Consider the following 16,421-nt stretch of genomic DNA (forward strand, 5'->3'; position numbering starts at 1 on the left):
CACCCTGCTCACCCTCGGCGCCAGCGCCTCCACGCCGCAGGCAGGCCGAATCCGCTACGGGGACCTCGACCTTGGCAACCGCAGGCATGTGCGGACCTACCGCCACAAGGTTTCCTGGCTGCCGCAGCGCCCAGGGTTCCTCCCCGGGATGACGTGCAGAGAGCATGTGGCATACGTGGGCTGGCTCAAGGGCATGCGGGAGCGCGACGCCTGGAATGCCGCACCCGAGGCCATCGAGCGCGTCGGCCTGACCGACAAGCTCAACAACAAGATCAAGACACTCTCCGGCGGACAGCAGCAGCGCATCGCCATCGCGCAAGCCCTCGTCCATGACGCCGAAGTACTCCTTCTCGACGAACCCACCGTCGGGCTCGACCCCCACCAGCGACGCCGCTTTCTCGACCTGCTGATCTCCCTGCGCGGCACGGTCCACGTCGTCGTTTCCACGCACGACATCGGTGACCTGGACGAGGCGTTCGACGAAGTCGTCGTCCTTGAAGCGGGCCGTTCCCGCTTCAAGGGAACGGTCAAGGAATTCGCCGGCCACCACGCATCGGACTGCGCGCCAGGACGCCATCTGGAAAGCGCCTACGCGGCGCTCCTGGAGGCAACCGAATGACCATCACCTGGGCAAACCTCCGCGCCTCCGCCGCACCGTGGCTGCTCCTCCCCGCCCTGATCTACATCAGCCTGTACATCGGCGACGTCACCTACACCGCCCCCTCCCACTACGGTGTGGAATCCGGCGAGATAGCCGCTTTCCCCATGGCAGTCATCGCCCCGGCCGCTGCCGGCGCCACCGCATGGGAAGCAGGCCGACACCGCCTCCTGGGCGCCATGCGTGCTACCAGCCCCCGCAATCCTGTCGTGCAGCTCCTGCGAGCCGTCACCCCCGCCCTGATCCTCTACGTCGTTCTCGCCGTCGCAGCACTCGTCTTCGCCCGCAACGCGACAGGCGTGTGGCCCGGTGATGCCGGTTGGCTCGCCGCGGCCCACCTCATCGTTCTCCCTCTCGGATGGACGATCATCGGCTGGTGCGCTGGACGCACCCTTCCGGGCAGCATCGCTGCCCCGCTCGTGGCGATCGGCTGTTGGGCCTGGCTCGCGATGCCGCACTCCTTCACCAACCCCTCCCTACGACACCTGGGAGGCTTCATCGACGGCGGTTCCACCGTCACCGACATCCGAGACCCCGCCGTCTACCTCGTCCCGTGGGGTGTCGTTGCCGGTCTGGCCGTCGCCGCGTGGCTTTTGACCAGCCCACACCGGCGCGGTCTCAAGGCCACGATCGGCGCCGTGACCGCCGCGGCGACCCTCGTCACCGGCTACCTTGCCGTGACCGACTGGGGATACGCGGCCCCCACCCATCCCCGTACGGTCGCCATGTCCTGTACCGGACAAGCTCCCAGAGTGTGTGTGCCGCCGGAGTACCAGCCGTATGCCGAGCAGCTGCGCCGAGACGCCATGGGGCCGATCGACGACCTGAAGGCCGCAGGCATTCCCGCCCCTCAGGAGCTGCGCATCACCTCTGCCAGTACACCGCTCAAGCCGGGCACTTGGCCGCTGTACTGGTCGCTTCCCGCTCTCCATGAGCAAGCCTCCCAGGAGCGGTACGAGGCTGATCTCGCCGAATCAGCCGTAGCCGGTGTGGCCGCCACCGCTGGTGTGCGCGACTGCCAGCAGCCCGGCTCTCCCGCAGCCGCCTGGGCCGCACTCGTCATTGGCCTCGACACACAATCCATCCAGCAGGCGATGCTCCCCGCCGAATGGACGGCACTCCAGAAGGTCCGTCAGATGCCCGCCGCAGACCAGGCCGACTGGTTCAAGCAGAAGGTCGCAAGCCAGGAGCACTGCAACCGGGTGGGCACGTGAACCGATACGCGCTGACCGTACGGCGCTGGTGGGCCGTCCCTCCCACGCTCGCCGTGATCGTGGCCGTGTGCTGGGCGGTGGGCACGAGCGAGGTTCCTATTCCGAGCTTGGCCGGCGGGATGAGCGGTGCACGCCTGGCGTACTTCACCCCCATCCTGACCGTCGTCGCCGTCATGTACTGCATGGAGCGCCGGCTCCGCGAGGCGGAACGGACAGCGGTAGTACCCATCCGCCGCCTCGACCATGGCGCCGTCATCCTCACCGCGGTTCTCGCCCACGGGGCTGGAGTGCTGGTGGGGATGGACGTCGCCCGCAACATCACGCTCCTCCTCGCTCTTGCTCTCCTCGTACGGCGTGTGGCAAACGAAGCGGCGGCGGCAGCTTCCGGAATGGCGCTCCTCATCGGCACCCTGATCGCCGGCCGCGCCTACCAGCCCGGCGGCTCCGCCACGCACACCTGGTGGGCGCTACCCCTATACCCGGCGGGAAGCACGACCGCGTGGCTGATCACCGTCGCCGTGTTCGCTCTCGCCCTGCTGGCCACCCCTTGACGTCTCAGTGGCGGCGGGGGCCTGAAGCGGAGCGTCGGCCACTGCGTCGCAAACCCGAAAGCTGGCCTCAACGGCACGCCGCATGTCCGGACTTCGCCGCGGACTAGCGCATCCTCATTGTCGGAGTGCGCGCCATGGCGGGATTCCCGGCGAGCCGACTCACGCCGAGCAACGGGTCATACGAGGGCACGATGCCGTGAAGTGAGCCCAGGCTTCCGGGGTGAGGCGAAGTATCGCGCCGCTGGGGTCTTTTGAGTCGCGGACGGCGACGGTGTGGGGGATGTTGCGGGCAACTTCGACGCACTCCCCGCCGGACGTGCTGTAGCTGGACTTCACGAAGTCGAACTCGGGCAAGGCCTACATCTCCTGACGGATGCTGTCGATCAGCTGGACGGCGTCGTGCTGAGCGAGGCTCAGGCGGGCCGTACGGTCGAAGTACTGGCTGTACTTGGCGCTGTCGTCCTCGTTCTCCACCCACACGGTAGACGTGATGGCGTCCACGTGGACCACGTCCACGGCCTCGGTTTCGGCGAACGAGATGATATTGAACGCGCCACCGACGCAGGGGTGTCCACCCGTGCGGTAGGGGAGTACTTGCAGCCGGATGTTCGGCAACTTGGCCACGTTCAGCAGGTGTTCGAGCTGCGCTCGCATCACGTCCGGGCCGCCGACGAGTTGGCCTCTCCGCCCCCGTGCGGACGCCTGGCTCGACGGTCATCGGGGCTCCTCTCGTCCTGGGGACGCTTCGAAGGCTTGGGCTTTCACCTCTCCTTCGCCGGTCACCCCCGGCGAGTTCCCTCGGTGCCCCCTGGCCCTTGGTCCCTGATGCTGCGCCGCGGGAGTTCCGCGGCGCAGCACCAGGCGTGTATCGAAAGTGGATGGCGGACTGGTCGCCCGGCTGGCTACGGTCGAACTGCTGGGGAAACAGGAAATTCCTTGAACGCGCACATCAGCACCCCGATGTCGGCACACACCTTCGCGAAGGATGGCACCTCGACGTCCCAGACATGCTGCGCGACAAGATCTACCAATGCCATGCTGCACGGCAGCCTCCGAGACCGGCTCATCCGTGTGCGGATCGTGCTCACCGGCTCCGTACTCCGCATCGAGGTCAGCGACCCGCGTAGCGAGCGGCTGCCCAGTCCTCGGCCGGCGGGGGAGGACGGCCAGTTCGGGGGCGAGGGCTGCTGCTGGTCGGGGCCCTGGCAGACCGCTGGGGACTCGCGCCTCGTACCGTCGGCAAGACCGTCTACGCGGAGTGGGACCTGGTCGGGAAGGCAGTTCTGCTCGTGGACGCGAAGCAGTGACGGGGATGGCGCTGGCGTGGGCACGTGCCGGAACGGTGCTCGACGAGCGAAAGAGGCGGCTGATGACCATGCCGTACGCCGTGGTCAGCCGACAAGAGCCGCGTCACTCTTTGGTGCGGAGCCGGAAGCGACGCGCTTGCCGGTGTCGGCCTCGTTCACCCATCGCTCCAGCAGGGCCGCGAACTCGGCGGCTCTGACCTGCCAGTTCAGACCGGCGAGGGCGGCCTCACGACCCTGCCGAGCTGCGTGCGCTCGGAGTTCGGGGTCGGCACGCAGACGTCGTACGGCCTCCGCCGCGGCCGCCGGATCCTCGTACGGTACGACCAGTCCGCAGCCGTGCCGCTCGACCAGCTCCGACGCGAACGGGGTGGGCGTGGTGACGACCGGTACACCGTGGGCCATGTACTCGACGACCTTGGTCGGGCGCGAGTGGCGGTAGTTGGGCTGGTCGTGCAGGAGCGAGAGGCCGGCCAGAGCGCCCGAAAGCTTGGCGAGCGCACGGTTGTTGGGCAGGAAGCCGTACCAGCGCAGCACTCCTTCCCGGTGGGCCTGTGTGAGTGCGTCTCGTACGTCCGGGTTCGCCGCGCCGATCACCTCGACCCGCACGGCGGGTCCCAGCAGACGCGCTGTTTCGATCATGTCCAGTACGCCGCGTGCCCGGGACAGGTGACCGAGATAAACGACGCGGCCGTCGCAGGGCGGCTCGGGTGGAAGGGGCGGTACGGTCGCGAAGTTCGGCACGACGGGGTGGACATCGCGGAAGCGGGCCTGGTAAGCGTCCTCGGCCAGCAGGAGCCGCAGATGCCGCTCCGCCAGCCGTTCGGCGGCCCGCATTCCCAGCCTCAGCGGTGGCCGCAGCACGCCCGGCACCCAGCGCTTCATGACGAGCGCCGCTGCCGTGTCCTCGTGCACGTCCCACACCGTCACCGGAGCCCGCCCGCCACGCCGCCAATGGCGCATCGCGCCGGGCAGGGCCAGCAGCAGTTCCGGGTCGTGCAGCAGCACTACGTCCGCCTCCGGCCCGCGCTCGGCCAGCAACTTGGCGGCCGCGCGCAGCGCAGCGCGGCGGTCGCGGCCGACGGCCCGGGGGAGGTCTACGCCCTCAACGCCCGACCGTGGCGTCACGACGCCGCATGCCGCGAACGGTGCCGCGTACACGATCTGGTGGCCGCGCTCTCGGAGGGCGGCGATCTGCCGGTGCAGGATCCGAGCATCCTCGGGGTGATGCACCACCGTGACGACGAGTACACGCATCAAAAGCCTCATAACTCTCTGGCAGCCCAAGGGCGTTGGCACCTGCCGTGGTGGGTGGCGGTCTACAGAACTTCGACCCCGGGCTGGAAGATCCGCCCTCGGGTGTCGAACAGCAGGCGGGCCTCGTCGGCGAGCAACGGCAGGTCGTACGCCGAGTGGTCTTGCAGCAGGATCGTCAGGTCGTGATCGCGTACGGCCGCCATGAGATCGCCGACGCGTGGGACGGTCACCCCGTCGACGGTCCACAGCGGCACGTGCGGGTCATGGAAGGACACTTCGGCTTTCCGCCCTCGCAACAGCCGGGCCACCGGCAGGGCCGGGGTCTCGCGCTGGTCCGCGACGTCGGGCTTGTAGGTGACGCCGAGTAGCAGCACCCGGGAGCCGCGCAGCGGCCGGCCCGCGGTGTTGAGGAGGTCCTGGGCGCGACGTACGACGTACTCGGGCATCCGCCGGTTGATGTCCTGGGCGAGCTCGACGAAGCGGAAGTCGTAGCCGAGCGAGGAACGCACCTTGTACGACAGGTAGTTGGGGTCGATGGGGATGCAGTGCCCGCCCACTCCGGCGCTCGGCCGGAAGGCCTGGAAGCCGAAAGGTTTGGTGTCCGCGCAGCGGATGGCGTCCCAGACGTCGACATTCAACTCGCGGCTGATGATGGCCAGTTCGTTGACGAGTGCGATGTTCACGTGCCGATAGGTGTTCTCCAGCAGTTTGGCCATCTCGGCCTCGCGGGTGCCCTTGGCCTGGACGACCGTGTCGACGAGCTTTCCGTAGAAGGCGACCGCCTGGGCGGCGCACGACGGGGTGCAACCGCCGACCACCTTGGGTGTCTCGCGCAGTCCGTGCGTGGTGTTGCCGGGGTCGATGCGCTCCGGTGAGAAGGCCAGTGCGAAGTCTTCGCCCGCCCGCAGCCCGGACTCCTCCAGTAGCGGCCGTACGACCTCCTCGGTGGTGCCCGGATAGGTGGTCGACTCCAGGACGACGAGCTGTCCGGGCCGCAGCCTGCTCGCGACCGCGCGGGCGGCCGAGGTCACCGCTCTCAGGTCGGGTCCTCCGTCCTCGCTGAGCGGGGTCGGCACGCAGATCACCACGGTTTGCGCCCGGGCGAGACAGGCGTCGTCCGTGCACGCCGTGAAGCCCGCCTCCCGCATCCGGCGGACGTCCTCATCCGACACGTCGTCGACGTGGGAGCGGCCGGCGTTGAGTCCCGCGACGACCCAGGGGTCCCGGTCGAGCCCCACGACTCTCAGGCCGACGGAGGCCGCCTCACGCGCGAGCGGCAGTCCGACGTAACCGAGACCGATCACCGCGAGTTCGACGCGGTCGTCGCGTTCTTCCTCCTCAGCCAGTAGTGCACTCAATTCCCCGAGGGGTTCGGCCGGTGAGAGTTGCATAGCGATTCACTCCGCCTCAAGGCAGGTCCTGCCGGACTGCAGGACGTGATGGACCGAAGGTGCAGGACGGTGCGGCTGGGGGGTCTGGGCGTCAGACGCATCCGAGACTGCGGTACGCCTCACGGGTCGTGGCCGCGACCCGTTTCCAGGTGCGTTCGCGCGCGACCAGCTCACGGGCGGCTGCTCCCCATTCGTTTCGTCGCTTTTGACAGTAAATAAGTTCTTCAAGATAATCTGCCCAGACACGGGGTGATTGAGAATGAATCAGGAGACCACTCACTCCTGGCTCGACCAGTTCCCGCATGGCTGCGAGGTCGCTGCTGACGACGGGAAGGCCGCTCGCCATCGCCTCGACCGGCTTGAGAGGGGTCACCAGACGGCATACGCGGTCGTCGGTGCGTGGCAGCGCAAAGACGTCCAACGCGGCGTAGTAATCGCGCACTTGGGAGTGCGGCACCCGACCGGTGAACAGGGCTACGCCGCCGTCGAGGCCCAGTCGGGCGGCAAGTCGCTGCAGCGCTGGGCGTTCCGGACCGTCGCCCACGATCAGCAGTCGTAGGGGTACTCCCCGGCGCCGCAACTCGGCACCCGCACAGAGCAACGTGCCGATGCCCTCGTGTGGCGTAAGACTGCTGACGGTGCCGACGACCAGGTCGTCCGAAGCGATGCCGAGCCGGGCACGCAGCGGCGCGCCGTCCGGCAGCGGAGCGAGGAATGTCTCGTCCACCGCGTTCGGCGAGATGAGGACCCGCTCCTCGGGCACCCCCCGCGCCACGATCTCGGCCTTCATCGCCGCGCCCAGCGTCAGCACCAGATCGGCCTCGCGCATGCAGTACGTCTCCAGATCGCGCCGGGCGCGGTAGGTCTCGTCGTCGCGGGAACGGCCCGGGGCCTGCGTCAGCCAGGTCTCCTCCAGAAAGCCCCGTACCTCGTAGATCACGGGCAGTCCGTAGGTCTCGCGCAGGGCCAGCGCCACACGCCCGTTGCCGTGGTCGGTCGCCGCGTGCAAGACGCTGGGCCGCAGCCGCTCCGCCAGACGGCCGGCCAACTCGACGTTGCGGGCCAGCGCCGCGCTCTGCCCGTACGGCAGCACCAGCGGCAGCAGCCGGTGCTGCGGCACATCCCCCACGATCTGCAAGGGGCGGGCGTCCAGCACCCCCTGCGCGACCGGGAACCCCATGCGCGTCACGACGTGCGGATCGAGCCCGGCCGCCCGCTGTGCCTCGGTCAGCGCCTGGGTGCGCACGGTGTAGCCGGCGTGCTTGAACGGCAGCCCGTTGGTGACGAGATGGAGGACCCGGCCCGGCACGGGGCGGACGGTCCGCCCGACGGGTGCGGGGAGCCGGGCTGCGGAGGGCGTCGCGGTTGGTCCGGCCGTGCGGGCGCGGGCAGTGAGCCACCGCTCGAACCGGCGCAGTCGGTGTCGGGCAGCCACCGGCAAGAGACGGAAGCCGAGCAGTATCGCCCGAACGGGGTCGTGGCGCAGCTCGGCCCAAGCCACCGATGCCGCAAGAATAAGTGCATATGGGATACGGAGTGGCATATCGGAACGGTAGGCCGACGGAGCGGAGAACAACGGAAATGAACGGCCAGGTACTCCATGTCGTCGGCGCCAGGCCGAACTTCGTCAAGGCGGCACCGGTCGTCGCCGCGCTGCGCGCGGTCGGCTGCGACCAGGTCCTCGTCCACACCGGCCAGCACTACGACGAACGCCTGTCGGACGTCTTCTTCCGCCAGCTCGGCCTGCCCGAACCGGACACCGACCTCGGCGTCGGCTCGGGCAGTCACGCGCGGCAGACGGCCGACCTGCTGGTGGCGCTGGAGGCCGAGCTGACCGCCCGGGCGCCGACCGTGGTCGTGGTCTACGGCGATGTCAACTCCACGCTCGCCGCCGCCCTGGTCGCCGCCAAGCTCTCCATCCCCCTCGCCCATGTCGAGGCGGGCCTGCGCAGCTTCGACATGACGATGCCGGAGGAGGTCAACCGGCGTCTGGTCGACCAGCTCGCCGACTTGCTGTTCGCCACCAGCCCGGAGGCTGTCGGCCACCTTGCCCGGGAGGGCGTCGACCCGGCTCGCGTCCACCTCGTCGGCAATCCCATGATCGACACCCTGCTCGGCCATCTGGACCGCTTCGACTCGGCCGCCGCCCGTGCCGCGTACGGACTGCCCGAACGCTACGGCGTGGTCACACTGCACCGGCCCGCGAACGTCGACGACCCCGAGGCGGCCCGGGCCGCCGCCCGCGCCCTGACCGAGGCCGCGGCCCACCTGGACCTCGCCGTACCACTGCATCCGCGCGGCGGGGCGGCGCTGCGCGCGGCGGGCCTCGCGGAGGCGCCCGGCATCCACCTCCTCGAACCGCTCGGCTATGTGGAGTTCATGAGCCTGGTCCGGGGCGCCGCAGCCGTGATCACCGACTCGGGCGGAGTCCAGGAGGAGACCACCGTGCTGGGCGTCCCGTGTCTGACCCTGCGCAGCACCACAGAGCGCCCGGTCACCGTCACCCACGGCACCAACCGCCTGGTGCGGCATGACGAGTTGGCGCCCGCCCTGGACAAGGTGCTGGCCGGCACGGCGACGGTGCCGGCCGAGGGGCCGCCGTTGTGGGACGGAAAGGCGGGCCCTCGTATCGCGCGGGTGCTCACCCGGTGGCTGGAGAGCCATGGCTGACATCACCACGGCGGACGACCTCGCCACGCAGGGAACCCGCACCACGCCGGACAACTGCGCCGCGACGGGCGCCCCCACCACGGCCGACGACCGAACCCGCGCCTACTGGAACACCCGCCACCGGCAACGCGACGACCTCGCTTCCGGCGGCCACATCGGCCTCGACCGTCCCGGCAACGAGATCTTCTACGCGCTGCGGCTCGGCGCCCTGCTCACCCTCATCGGCGATCTGTCGAGTACCCAGTCTCCGCTGTTCGTGCTCGACGCGGGCTGCGGCAAAGGGCACTTCGCCCGGGCACTCGCACGCTGCGGCCATCGCGTCGACGCCTTCGACACCAGCCCCGCGGCCGTCGCGCACGCCCGCGCCGAGGGCGGCGGTCCGCGCTACGCCGAAGCCTCGCTCACCGACTGGCGCAATCCCTGGCCGTACGACGTCGTGCTGTGCGTGGACGTCCTCTTCCACGTCATGGACGACGCCCAGTGGGCGGCCGGCCTGCGCAATCTCGCCTCCCTCGTGCGGGTCACCGGCCGTCTGATCGTCGCCGACCAGGACGGGAACGAGCGCACCCCGCTCGGCGACTACATCGTGCACCGCCCAACGGCCGCCTACCGCAGGGAACTCGATCCCCTCGGACTGCGCCACACCCTGTTCAAGCCCTACGGATTCCGCGAGAACCCACTCGGCTTCCACGTCTTCACGAGGACCCGCTGATGCGCCTGACCGATCTGCTCCACCCTCACCTGGACGGCGTCACCACCGTCGTGGACGCCACGGCGGGCGGCGGTCTGCGCCTCGACCGCTATGTTCATCTGCCGCCCGGTGTCAGGTTGAGCACCCAGGAACAGACCATCGGCCCAGGCCAGTTGGTGCTGCTGTCCTACGGTCCCGATCCCAAGCTGCACGGTGATGAGGAGGCCTGCCTCACGGTACTGGAGCGGATGCGCCCCGGCGGCCGTGGCCTGATCCTCTTCGGCCACGACGGCCTCGAACTGCCCTACCACCGGCTGCTCGACCACCTGGTCACCCATCGCTGCCAGGTGCTGCGCGCCTCCGCCCTCGGTTACACCCACCTACACGCGGGCGCGGTCTTCGCCTGCACCGAGGAACTCCTGCCGCTCCACGACTGGTTCGGCCGTCCCGTACCGTCGGACGGCCTCGCCACGCAGCTGCGCGTGGTCGGCGAGTACGTCCTCGCCGACTTCGCCTCCCGTGCCCTGCGCGCCCGCACGCTCGATTTGGAGCGTACGGCCGAGGAGACCGCCCGCGCCCTGGACGACGCGCGCGACGGCGGCACGGCCGAGCACCTGGCCGCCGTCACGCGGGAGAAGGCGCAGCTGGACTCCGCGCTGCGCGGCGCCCGGGACCGGGTCGAGCTGCTGGAGGCTCGGGTGGCCATGCTGGAGGGCTCGACTTCGCTGAGGGCCGGACGGGCACTGGTCGCGGCGGCCCGGTCACCGGGGCGCGGGATGGTGCGGCTGCCGCGGGAGTTGTACAGCATGTGGCGTGGACGCGGGCGCGGAAGGGCGGCCCGTCCGGCCCCGGTCCCACAGACCCGGGAAGCGGATGCCGCCGTGCCCGACGGCCGCCTCCACCTCGCCCACCGCGGCTTCTCCTCGGCGCCCCGCGACCGGCTCGTGATCGCGGGGGTGCTCGGCGACAGCACCGCCGAGGACTTCGCGGCGTACGCCGTCGTCAACCGGCTACTGCCGCACGACGGACGGCTCCTCGTGGAGCGCACCGGCCCGGACGCGCTCGTCGTCCAGCTGAGCGCCTGCTCCGACGCCATCGGTCCGTGGTCGCTCACCGGCACCGGACTGGCCCCCGACCTGGACCGCAGCCTGGCCGAACTCGTAGGCCGGGCAAAGGCCCTGGGACGGAAGTCGGTGCTGTGGCGGGACGCCCCGACGTCAGGTGCACCGGGGCTCGCCCACCTCGCCTGGGACGCTGTCATCGACGGCGACACCGGCGTACGGCTGTCCGGGCTGGACCCGGTCGCGGACGGCAGGGAAGGGCTGTGGGAGGCGTTCAGCCACGCCGGCACCCGCATGCGGCTGTCCCGGCTCGCCAGTCTGGTCGGGGCCCCCGACCCGCTGGACCGGCGACGCGTCGCCGTCCTGGCCTCGCCCCGGGACGACACCGACATCGCCCGGCTCACCGACCAAGTGCTCCGCCAGGTGCACCGGCCGGCCGAGGTGGCCGTGCCCGACCCGGCGGGTGTCGCGCTCGACGAACTCACCGCCGCGGGCGTCGCCGTCCACGCCGGCGAACCCACCGCCCCGTGGGTCGCGGACTGGACCGACCTGTCCGTGGACCGCCCGGACACCCTGCTGCTCGACCTGATGTGCGCCCAGGAGTACTCGGGCGCGGACGCAGTGGGCCACACGCCCGCCGACGACGACTACGCCTTCGTACCGGACCTGCGGCCCGCCCTCGTCCGCCGGTCCCTGTTCTTGGCCGGCACCTCCGCGGACACCTGGTTCCGCACGGGGCACCGGCTGTTCGCCGTACGCGGGAAGGAGATCGCATGACCCGCACGTTCAACGCCCTCGTCTACGGCGACGTCGACCTCAACATCATCGACGGCTCCGCCGTATGGGCCCAGTCGACGGTGCAGGCACTGTCGCTGGCGGGTTGCCGGGCCCGGCTCGTCCTCAAGTCACCGGTCCGCACCGAGAGACTGATCGAACCGCTGGCCGGGCTGCCCGGGGTCACGGTGGTGCGCCCCTACGAGAAGCGGCTGGTGCCCGAACAGGGGCCGCGCTCCTCCCTCTCACCCGGGCAGGCCTCGCAGCTGCTCGCCCGGCTGGATGGTGACGAGCGCTGCGACCTGCTGGTGCTGCGCGGTCAGAGAGTGGTCAGGCGCCTGGTCGCCGACGGCGCCTTCGACGGGCGGATCTGGGCCTATCTCACCGATATCCCGCAGTCGCCTGCCGGGATGACCGAGACGGCCCGCGCGGACCTCGCCCGCATCGCCGGCTCCTGCCGCCACATCCTGTGCCAGACGGAGGAGTTGCGCTGCTTCCTGGATACCTGGGTGCCGGAGGCCTGCGGCAAGAGCGTGCTGTGCCCACCCGCCGTGCCCGTACCCGCATTGCCCCTGCCGGAGCGCGACAGGCCGCACGATCCGCTACGGCTCGTCTACACCGGCAAGTTCGCGCCGCGTTGGAACACCTTGCCCATGACACGTCTGCCGACGCTGCTCGGTGAGCGGAACATCCGTGCAGAACTCCACACGGTGGGCGACAAGATCCACGACGACCGGGCCCGCCCCGACTTCAAGCCCGAGATGATCCAGGCGCTGCGCGCACCCGGCGTCCACCATCACGGCGGCAAGTCACGCGAGGAGGCCATGTGCATCGCCGCCGACTGCGATCTGGGTCTGGGCTGGAGGGACACGTTCCTCGACGCCAGCCTCGAACTCTCCACCAAAGTCCTGGAGTTCGGGGTACTCGGTCTGCCCGTCGTCGTAAACCGCACGCCCGCGCACGAGACGCTGCTCGGCCGCGACTATCCGCTGTACGTGCCCGGGGACGCCGTGCTCGACGACGCCGCCGACGCCGTCGCGCTCGCAGTCCACGAGCCCGGAGCCCGGCGGCTGGCGGCCGAACGCTGCCGGGAGGCCGCCCAGCGGTACACCCTGGAGGCCGCGGCGAACCGCTGGCGCGCGCACCTCGACCGCGCCTTCCCGTCCTCCTCCAGGCTCTCGACTTCGCTCGAGAAGGGGGGATCACCTGCCGTGGGCGCACGGCAACAGCCGTTGCGGGTCGGTGTCGCGGGCCACGACCTGAAGTTCCTCACCCGGCTGCTCGACCATTTCCGCGCACTGCCCGGCCTCGACGTACGCATCGACGCCTGGCCCGCGCTCGCCCGCCACGACCCGGCCGCGAGCAAGGAGCTCGCCGACTGGGCCGACGTGGTGTTCGTCGAGTGGTGCGGACCGGCCGCCGTCTGGTACAGCCGCCACAAGCGACGCGGCAGCCGTCTCGTCGTACGGCTGCACCGCTTCGAACTGACCGGCCCATGGCCGCGGCAGGTCGACATCGACGCGGTCGACCGGGTGGTGTGCGTCAGCCCGCAGTACGCCCGCAGTACCCGCGAACACACGGGCTGGCCGGAGTCGAAGATCACGGTCATCCCGAACTGGGTCGACACCGCTCAGCTCGACCGCCCCAAGGTGCCCGGGGCCCGGTTCCGCCTCGGCATGATCGGCATCGTGCCGAGCCTCAAACGCCTCGACCTCGGCCTCGACGTCCTCGAGAAGCTGCGCGCCCAGGATCGGCGCTGGCATCTGTCGGTCAAGTCGAAGCCGCCGTGGGAGTACTGGTGGATCTGGAACAAGCCCGAGGAGCGCGCGCACTACGACGCCGTGCTGCGCCGCGTGCAGACCTCGCCGCTGCTGGAGGGCGCCGTCGTCTTCGACGCCTTCGGACCGGACGTGCCGAGCTGGCTCAGGCGCATCGGCCATGTGCTGTCCACCAGCGACCTGGAAAGCTTCCACCTCGCCACGGCCGAGGGTATGGCCTCCCGCGCCGTACCTGCGCTGCTGCCCTGGGCGGGTGCGGACGAGATCTACGACCGACGGTGGATCCATGACAGCCCGGAGGCGATGGCGGACGTAATCGCCGATCTCGGCCCGGACGACTGGCAGTCGGCCGGAGAGTTGGCCCGCACTCAGGTGCGGAATTCCTTCTCGCTGGAGCGGGTGGCCCGGGACTGGGCGGAACTGCTCGCGTCCAGGTGATACCCGAGTCTCCCGGAGCGCTGTCCGGTGCCCGGGGACTCGCCACCAAGGACGGGACGCATGGCGGATCGTGCCGTGGAAGCGTGACGACCGAACCGGTTTGAACAATGAGAGGAGACCACTTGTGATCGACATCAAGTATGCGGGGAAAATCTGCCACTTCGACGACGAGGGCGTCGATCTGGAGAGCCCCGGCACCATGTATGGGCCGCTGCTCAAGGGCAAATTCTATGAACATGCCTTCCTTCACTACATTGCCTCGTTGCAGATCCCGGGAACATACGTTGACGCCGGCGCATGCATCGGAACACACACGGTCTTCTTCGCTGTGCACTGCCCTTCTGACCGGGTATATGCATTCGAACCGCGTTCAGCAGCAATGAAACGTCTTCAACGCAACCTGGAACTCAACGACGTACAGAGCCGAGTGACCACCTCGCACTGGGCACTGTCCGACCGCGAGGGCACTGTGGACGTCCGTCTGGACCGGGTGAACCACACGCTCCACACGCGTCGGCTGGATACGCTCGTGAGAGGACCAGTCGCCGTAATCAAGCTCGACATCGAAGGCATGGAGTCGCAGGCGCTCGCGGGGGCCCAGGAAATGCTGAGGCGTCACCGGCCGCGGGTGTTCGCGGAGGCGCACACGGAAGAAGAACTGGCCCGGATCCTTTCCGTTCTGAAACCGCACGGGTACCAGGCCACAGGAAAGGTGTTCAATGCCTCACCCACCTACGAGTTCATCGTGCCATCTCCGGGCGGGACGCCGTAGGCTCTGTCGTAGCAGATCGCGGGGCCGCGTCAGGCTGCCTCCGACTGGTAGATCGTTTCGCTGGTCCAGCGGCGCACGTACAGCGGGGCCAGCCAGACCGAGTCCTCCCGAACAGGTCAGTCCGTCATATAGCCATCGGGGCGGATCCTGATTGTGCGTTCGCCTGATCCGATGCGCACGGTAACCCGATACCAGCCATCGGATCCCTGGGTCACCGATGAGGAGACGGGTTGACGGGCGGTTCCTGGAACGATCAAGGTGAGCATTCGGTTCTCGAACCGTACGGCGCGATTGCTTCCGACGACGCGCGCTGCCTGGATGTACAACGCCGCTCCTGAAGGCGGGGGGAGATGAGCTCACAGGAGCAGCACATCCTTGACATGCGTCCGGTAGGGGCGTTGTCGGTTCTCGTCAGCGGATGTCATGGTCGGGGTGGGTGTGGTCGTACGCGCTGCGTGCGTCGGCGATGACGGCACGGTGGGCGAGGGACCAGTCGGCGAGTGCCTTGACCAGGTGGGTCAGGCCGGTCCCGGTCTCGGTCAGGCAGTAGTCGACCCGGGCCGGAACGGTCGGGTACACGGTGCGCAGCACGAGGCCGTCGCGTTCGAGTCTGCGTACGGTGAGGGTGAGCATCCGCTGGGAGATGCCGTCGATGGCGCGCTGTAGTTCGCGGAACCGGCGCGGCCCGCCCGCGAGTTCGACGATCACGAGCACCGACCACTTGTCCCCGATGCGGTCCAGGACGTCGCGGATGCCGCAGTCGGGGTGGTCTTCGCGTCCGCAGGGATCGAGGTCGGCGGGGGTGGCGGTTACCCCGGTGTGCGTGAGTGACATCAAACTGCCTTCTTGTAGCCCGTGGGCGTGCGGTCAAGGATCAAGCGTAGTTACCGATGAGAACCACGACGGAAGACTGCGATTGACATGATTTTGGTGACCGGAGCGAACGGGAATCTGGGCTCGTCCACTCTTGCGGCGCTGCGTGCTCGTGGCGCCGCCGCGAAGGGCGGCAGCCGCACGCCCAGCGAGGGAATGCGGCGTCTCGACTTCGACGACCATGGGGGCCTCGATCTCGCCGGTGTGTCGACCCTGGTGCTGATTTCCGCCGGTTATGCCGAGGACGACCAGGTTGTCGGGCGGCACGCGGCGGTCCTTGACGCTGCCGTCCGCGATGACGTCCATCACGTTGTCTACACAAGCCTGACCGGTGCCGGTGACCATCTCGGTTTCGCGCTCGCGCACCGTGCGACCGAACGCCTCGTCCGGACAAGTGGATTGCCGTGGACGATCCTGCGCAACGGCCTCTACGCCGAACTCTTCGGCGGTCTCCTGATGTGGGCCGGCACGGGTGCGGAGTCCGCGTTCGGGGACGGCGCCCTGGCCGCGGTCGCGCGAGAGGATCTCGCCGATGCAGCGGCGATCGTTGCGGCGAATCCGACACGGCACAGCGGACGTGTCTACGACCTCGTCGGCACCCCGATCACGGCGGGACAGGTGGCCGACCGGCTCGGGGTCCCGCACCACACCCTCAGTGTGGCCGAGTACCGGCGCAGGCTCCTCCACGAGACCCCGGGGCTGCTGCCGTTCCAGCCGCCCATGCTCGTCTCGATCGCCACGGGCATCCGACACGGCTTCCTGAACGGCACCACCCCCGACCTCACGGACCTCCTGGACCGCCCAGCCCGCGACCCACTGGCTACCGCCGCTGTCGCCGCGTCCGCGACGAGACCAGAAGCAGGCGTTCAGCGGCGCTCTCCGCCTCGCTGACTGGTGCGCGATGTCAGCTCGGCTGCCCGGGGACGTCGGCCGCTGCCAACTCCCCGCGTCGCCGAGCTCAAGCTCGGGACGACCGGCGGCCCAGTAAC

At 69.5% G+C, this 16,421-nt stretch carries 14 protein-coding genes and 1 pseudogene; 9 read left to right on the forward strand and 6 right to left on the reverse strand.

The annotated features are described in order from the left end of the window. Positions 1-4 precede the first annotated feature (4 nt). From OHT21_RS30820 to OHT21_RS30830, 3 genes are read left to right on the forward strand one after another with little or no spacing between them, the layout of a single operon-like run. The gene (locus tag OHT21_RS30820) at positions 5-619 is read left to right on the forward strand and encodes an ABC transporter ATP-binding protein (RefSeq protein ID WP_328774287.1); all 615 of its coding nucleotides are present in this window, start codon (positions 5-7) and stop codon (positions 617-619) included. Continuing rightward, the gene (locus OHT21_RS30825) at positions 616-1,872 is read left to right on the forward strand and encodes a DUF7224 domain-containing protein (RefSeq protein WP_328771535.1); all 1,257 of its coding nucleotides are present in this window, start codon (positions 616-618) and stop codon (positions 1,870-1,872) included. The genes OHT21_RS30820 and OHT21_RS30825 overlap by 4 nt, the downstream gene beginning before the upstream one ends. Next, the gene (locus tag OHT21_RS30830; RefSeq protein ID WP_328771536.1) at positions 1,869-2,423 is read left to right on the forward strand and encodes a hypothetical protein; all 555 of its coding nucleotides are present in this window, start codon (positions 1,869-1,871) and stop codon (positions 2,421-2,423) included. The genes OHT21_RS30825 and OHT21_RS30830 overlap by 4 nt, the downstream gene beginning before the upstream one ends. A 159-nt stretch (positions 2,424-2,582) precedes the next feature. On the opposite strand, the gene OHT21_RS30835 is transcribed toward OHT21_RS30830, so the two are convergent. From OHT21_RS30835 to OHT21_RS30860, 5 genes and pseudogenes are all read right to left on the reverse strand, one after another. After that, positions 2,583-2,777: a DUF397 domain-containing protein gene (locus OHT21_RS30835; protein ID WP_328771537.1), complete on the reverse strand. Its 195-nt coding sequence runs from the start codon at positions 2,775-2,777 to the stop codon at positions 2,583-2,585. A gap of 3 nt (positions 2,778-2,780) precedes the next feature. Beyond that, positions 2,781-3,089 (reverse strand): annotated as a pseudogene (locus tag OHT21_RS30840) (Scr1 family TA system antitoxin-like transcriptional regulator); the annotation flags it as partial. A gap of 725 nt (positions 3,090-3,814) precedes the next feature. After that, entirely contained in the window at positions 3,815-4,984 is a 1,170-nt protein-coding gene (locus OHT21_RS30850) for a glycosyltransferase (protein ID WP_328771538.1), read from the reverse strand. Positions 4,985-5,046: 62 nt separating this feature from the next. Beyond that, positions 5,047-6,342 carry a nucleotide sugar dehydrogenase gene (locus OHT21_RS30855; protein ID WP_328771539.1) on the reverse strand — a complete coding sequence of 432 codons (1,296 nt, stop codon included), beginning with the start codon at positions 6,340-6,342 and terminating at the stop codon, positions 5,047-5,049. Positions 6,343-6,466: 124 nt separating this feature from the next. After that, positions 6,467-7,810: a glycosyltransferase gene (locus tag OHT21_RS30860; protein WP_328771540.1), complete on the reverse strand. Its 1,344-nt coding sequence runs from the start codon at positions 7,808-7,810 to the stop codon at positions 6,467-6,469. Between the two features lie 146 nt (positions 7,811-7,956). Between OHT21_RS30860 and wecB the strand changes: the two genes are divergently transcribed. The 5 genes from wecB to OHT21_RS30885 all read left to right on the forward strand — a co-directional run bounded on the left by wecB (position 7,957) and on the right by OHT21_RS30885 (position 14,559). Then, entirely contained in the window at positions 7,957-9,045 is a 1,089-nt protein-coding gene (wecB, locus tag OHT21_RS30865) for a non-hydrolyzing UDP-N-acetylglucosamine 2-epimerase (protein ID WP_328771541.1), read from the forward strand. Beyond that, the gene (locus tag OHT21_RS30870; protein WP_328771542.1) at positions 9,038-9,757 is read left to right on the forward strand and encodes a class I SAM-dependent methyltransferase; all 720 of its coding nucleotides are present in this window, start codon (positions 9,038-9,040) and stop codon (positions 9,755-9,757) included. Before wecB ends, OHT21_RS30870 begins: the two co-directional genes overlap by 8 nt. Next, positions 9,757-11,574 (forward strand): hypothetical protein, encoded by a 1,818-nt coding sequence (locus tag OHT21_RS30875; RefSeq protein ID WP_328771544.1) that lies wholly within the window; start codon positions 9,757-9,759, stop codon positions 11,572-11,574. The genes OHT21_RS30870 and OHT21_RS30875 overlap by 1 nt, the downstream gene beginning before the upstream one ends. Beyond that, positions 11,571-13,787, forward strand: a complete 2,217-nt coding sequence (locus OHT21_RS30880; protein WP_328771546.1) for a glycosyltransferase — start codon at positions 11,571-11,573, stop codon at positions 13,785-13,787. Before OHT21_RS30875 ends, OHT21_RS30880 begins: the two co-directional genes overlap by 4 nt. 124 nt (positions 13,788-13,911) lie before the next feature. Further along, positions 13,912-14,559: an FkbM family methyltransferase gene (locus OHT21_RS30885; protein WP_328771548.1), complete on the forward strand. Its 648-nt coding sequence runs from the start codon at positions 13,912-13,914 to the stop codon at positions 14,557-14,559. A 411-nt stretch (positions 14,560-14,970) separates the two neighbouring features. On the opposite strand, the gene OHT21_RS30890 is transcribed toward OHT21_RS30885, so the two are convergent. Continuing rightward, positions 14,971-15,393, reverse strand: coding sequence for a winged helix-turn-helix transcriptional regulator (locus OHT21_RS30890; RefSeq protein WP_328771549.1), 423 nt, complete (start codon positions 15,391-15,393; stop codon positions 14,971-14,973). 87 nt (positions 15,394-15,480) lie between these two features. On the opposite strand from OHT21_RS30890, the gene OHT21_RS30895 reads away from it, so the two are divergent. Further along, entirely contained in the window at positions 15,481-16,323 is an 843-nt protein-coding gene (locus OHT21_RS30895; protein WP_328771550.1) for an NAD(P)H-binding protein, read from the forward strand. Positions 16,324-16,421 lie beyond the last annotated feature (98 nt).

Source organism: Streptomyces sp. NBC_00286, assembly GCF_036173125.1.
In the GTDB taxonomy this organism is placed as follows: domain Bacteria; phylum Actinomycetota; class Actinomycetes; order Streptomycetales; family Streptomycetaceae; genus Streptomyces.

Excerpts from the sequence above, each read along its gene's own strand:
- OHT21_RS30825 (WP_328771535.1), top strand. The coding sequence starts at position 616 with ATGACCATCACCTGGGCAAACCTCCGCGCCTCCGCCGCACCGTGGCTG.
- OHT21_RS30850 (WP_328771538.1), bottom strand. The coding sequence starts at position 4,984 with ATGCGTGTACTCGTCGTCACGGTGGTGCATCACCCCGAGGATGCTCGG.
- wecB (WP_328771541.1), top strand. The coding sequence starts at position 7,957 with ATGAACGGCCAGGTACTCCATGTCGTCGGCGCCAGGCCGAACTTCGTC.
- OHT21_RS30870 (WP_328771542.1), top strand. The coding sequence starts at position 9,038 with ATGGCTGACATCACCACGGCGGACGACCTCGCCACGCAGGGAACCCGC.
- OHT21_RS30875 (WP_328771544.1), top strand. The coding sequence starts at position 9,757 with ATGCGCCTGACCGATCTGCTCCACCCTCACCTGGACGGCGTCACCACC.
- OHT21_RS30880 (WP_328771546.1), top strand. The coding sequence starts at position 11,571 with ATGACCCGCACGTTCAACGCCCTCGTCTACGGCGACGTCGACCTCAAC.
- OHT21_RS30890 (WP_328771549.1), bottom strand. The coding sequence starts at position 15,393 with ATGTCACTCACGCACACCGGGGTAACCGCCACCCCCGCCGACCTCGAT.
- OHT21_RS30895 (WP_328771550.1), top strand. The coding sequence starts at position 15,481 with ATGATTTTGGTGACCGGAGCGAACGGGAATCTGGGCTCGTCCACTCTT.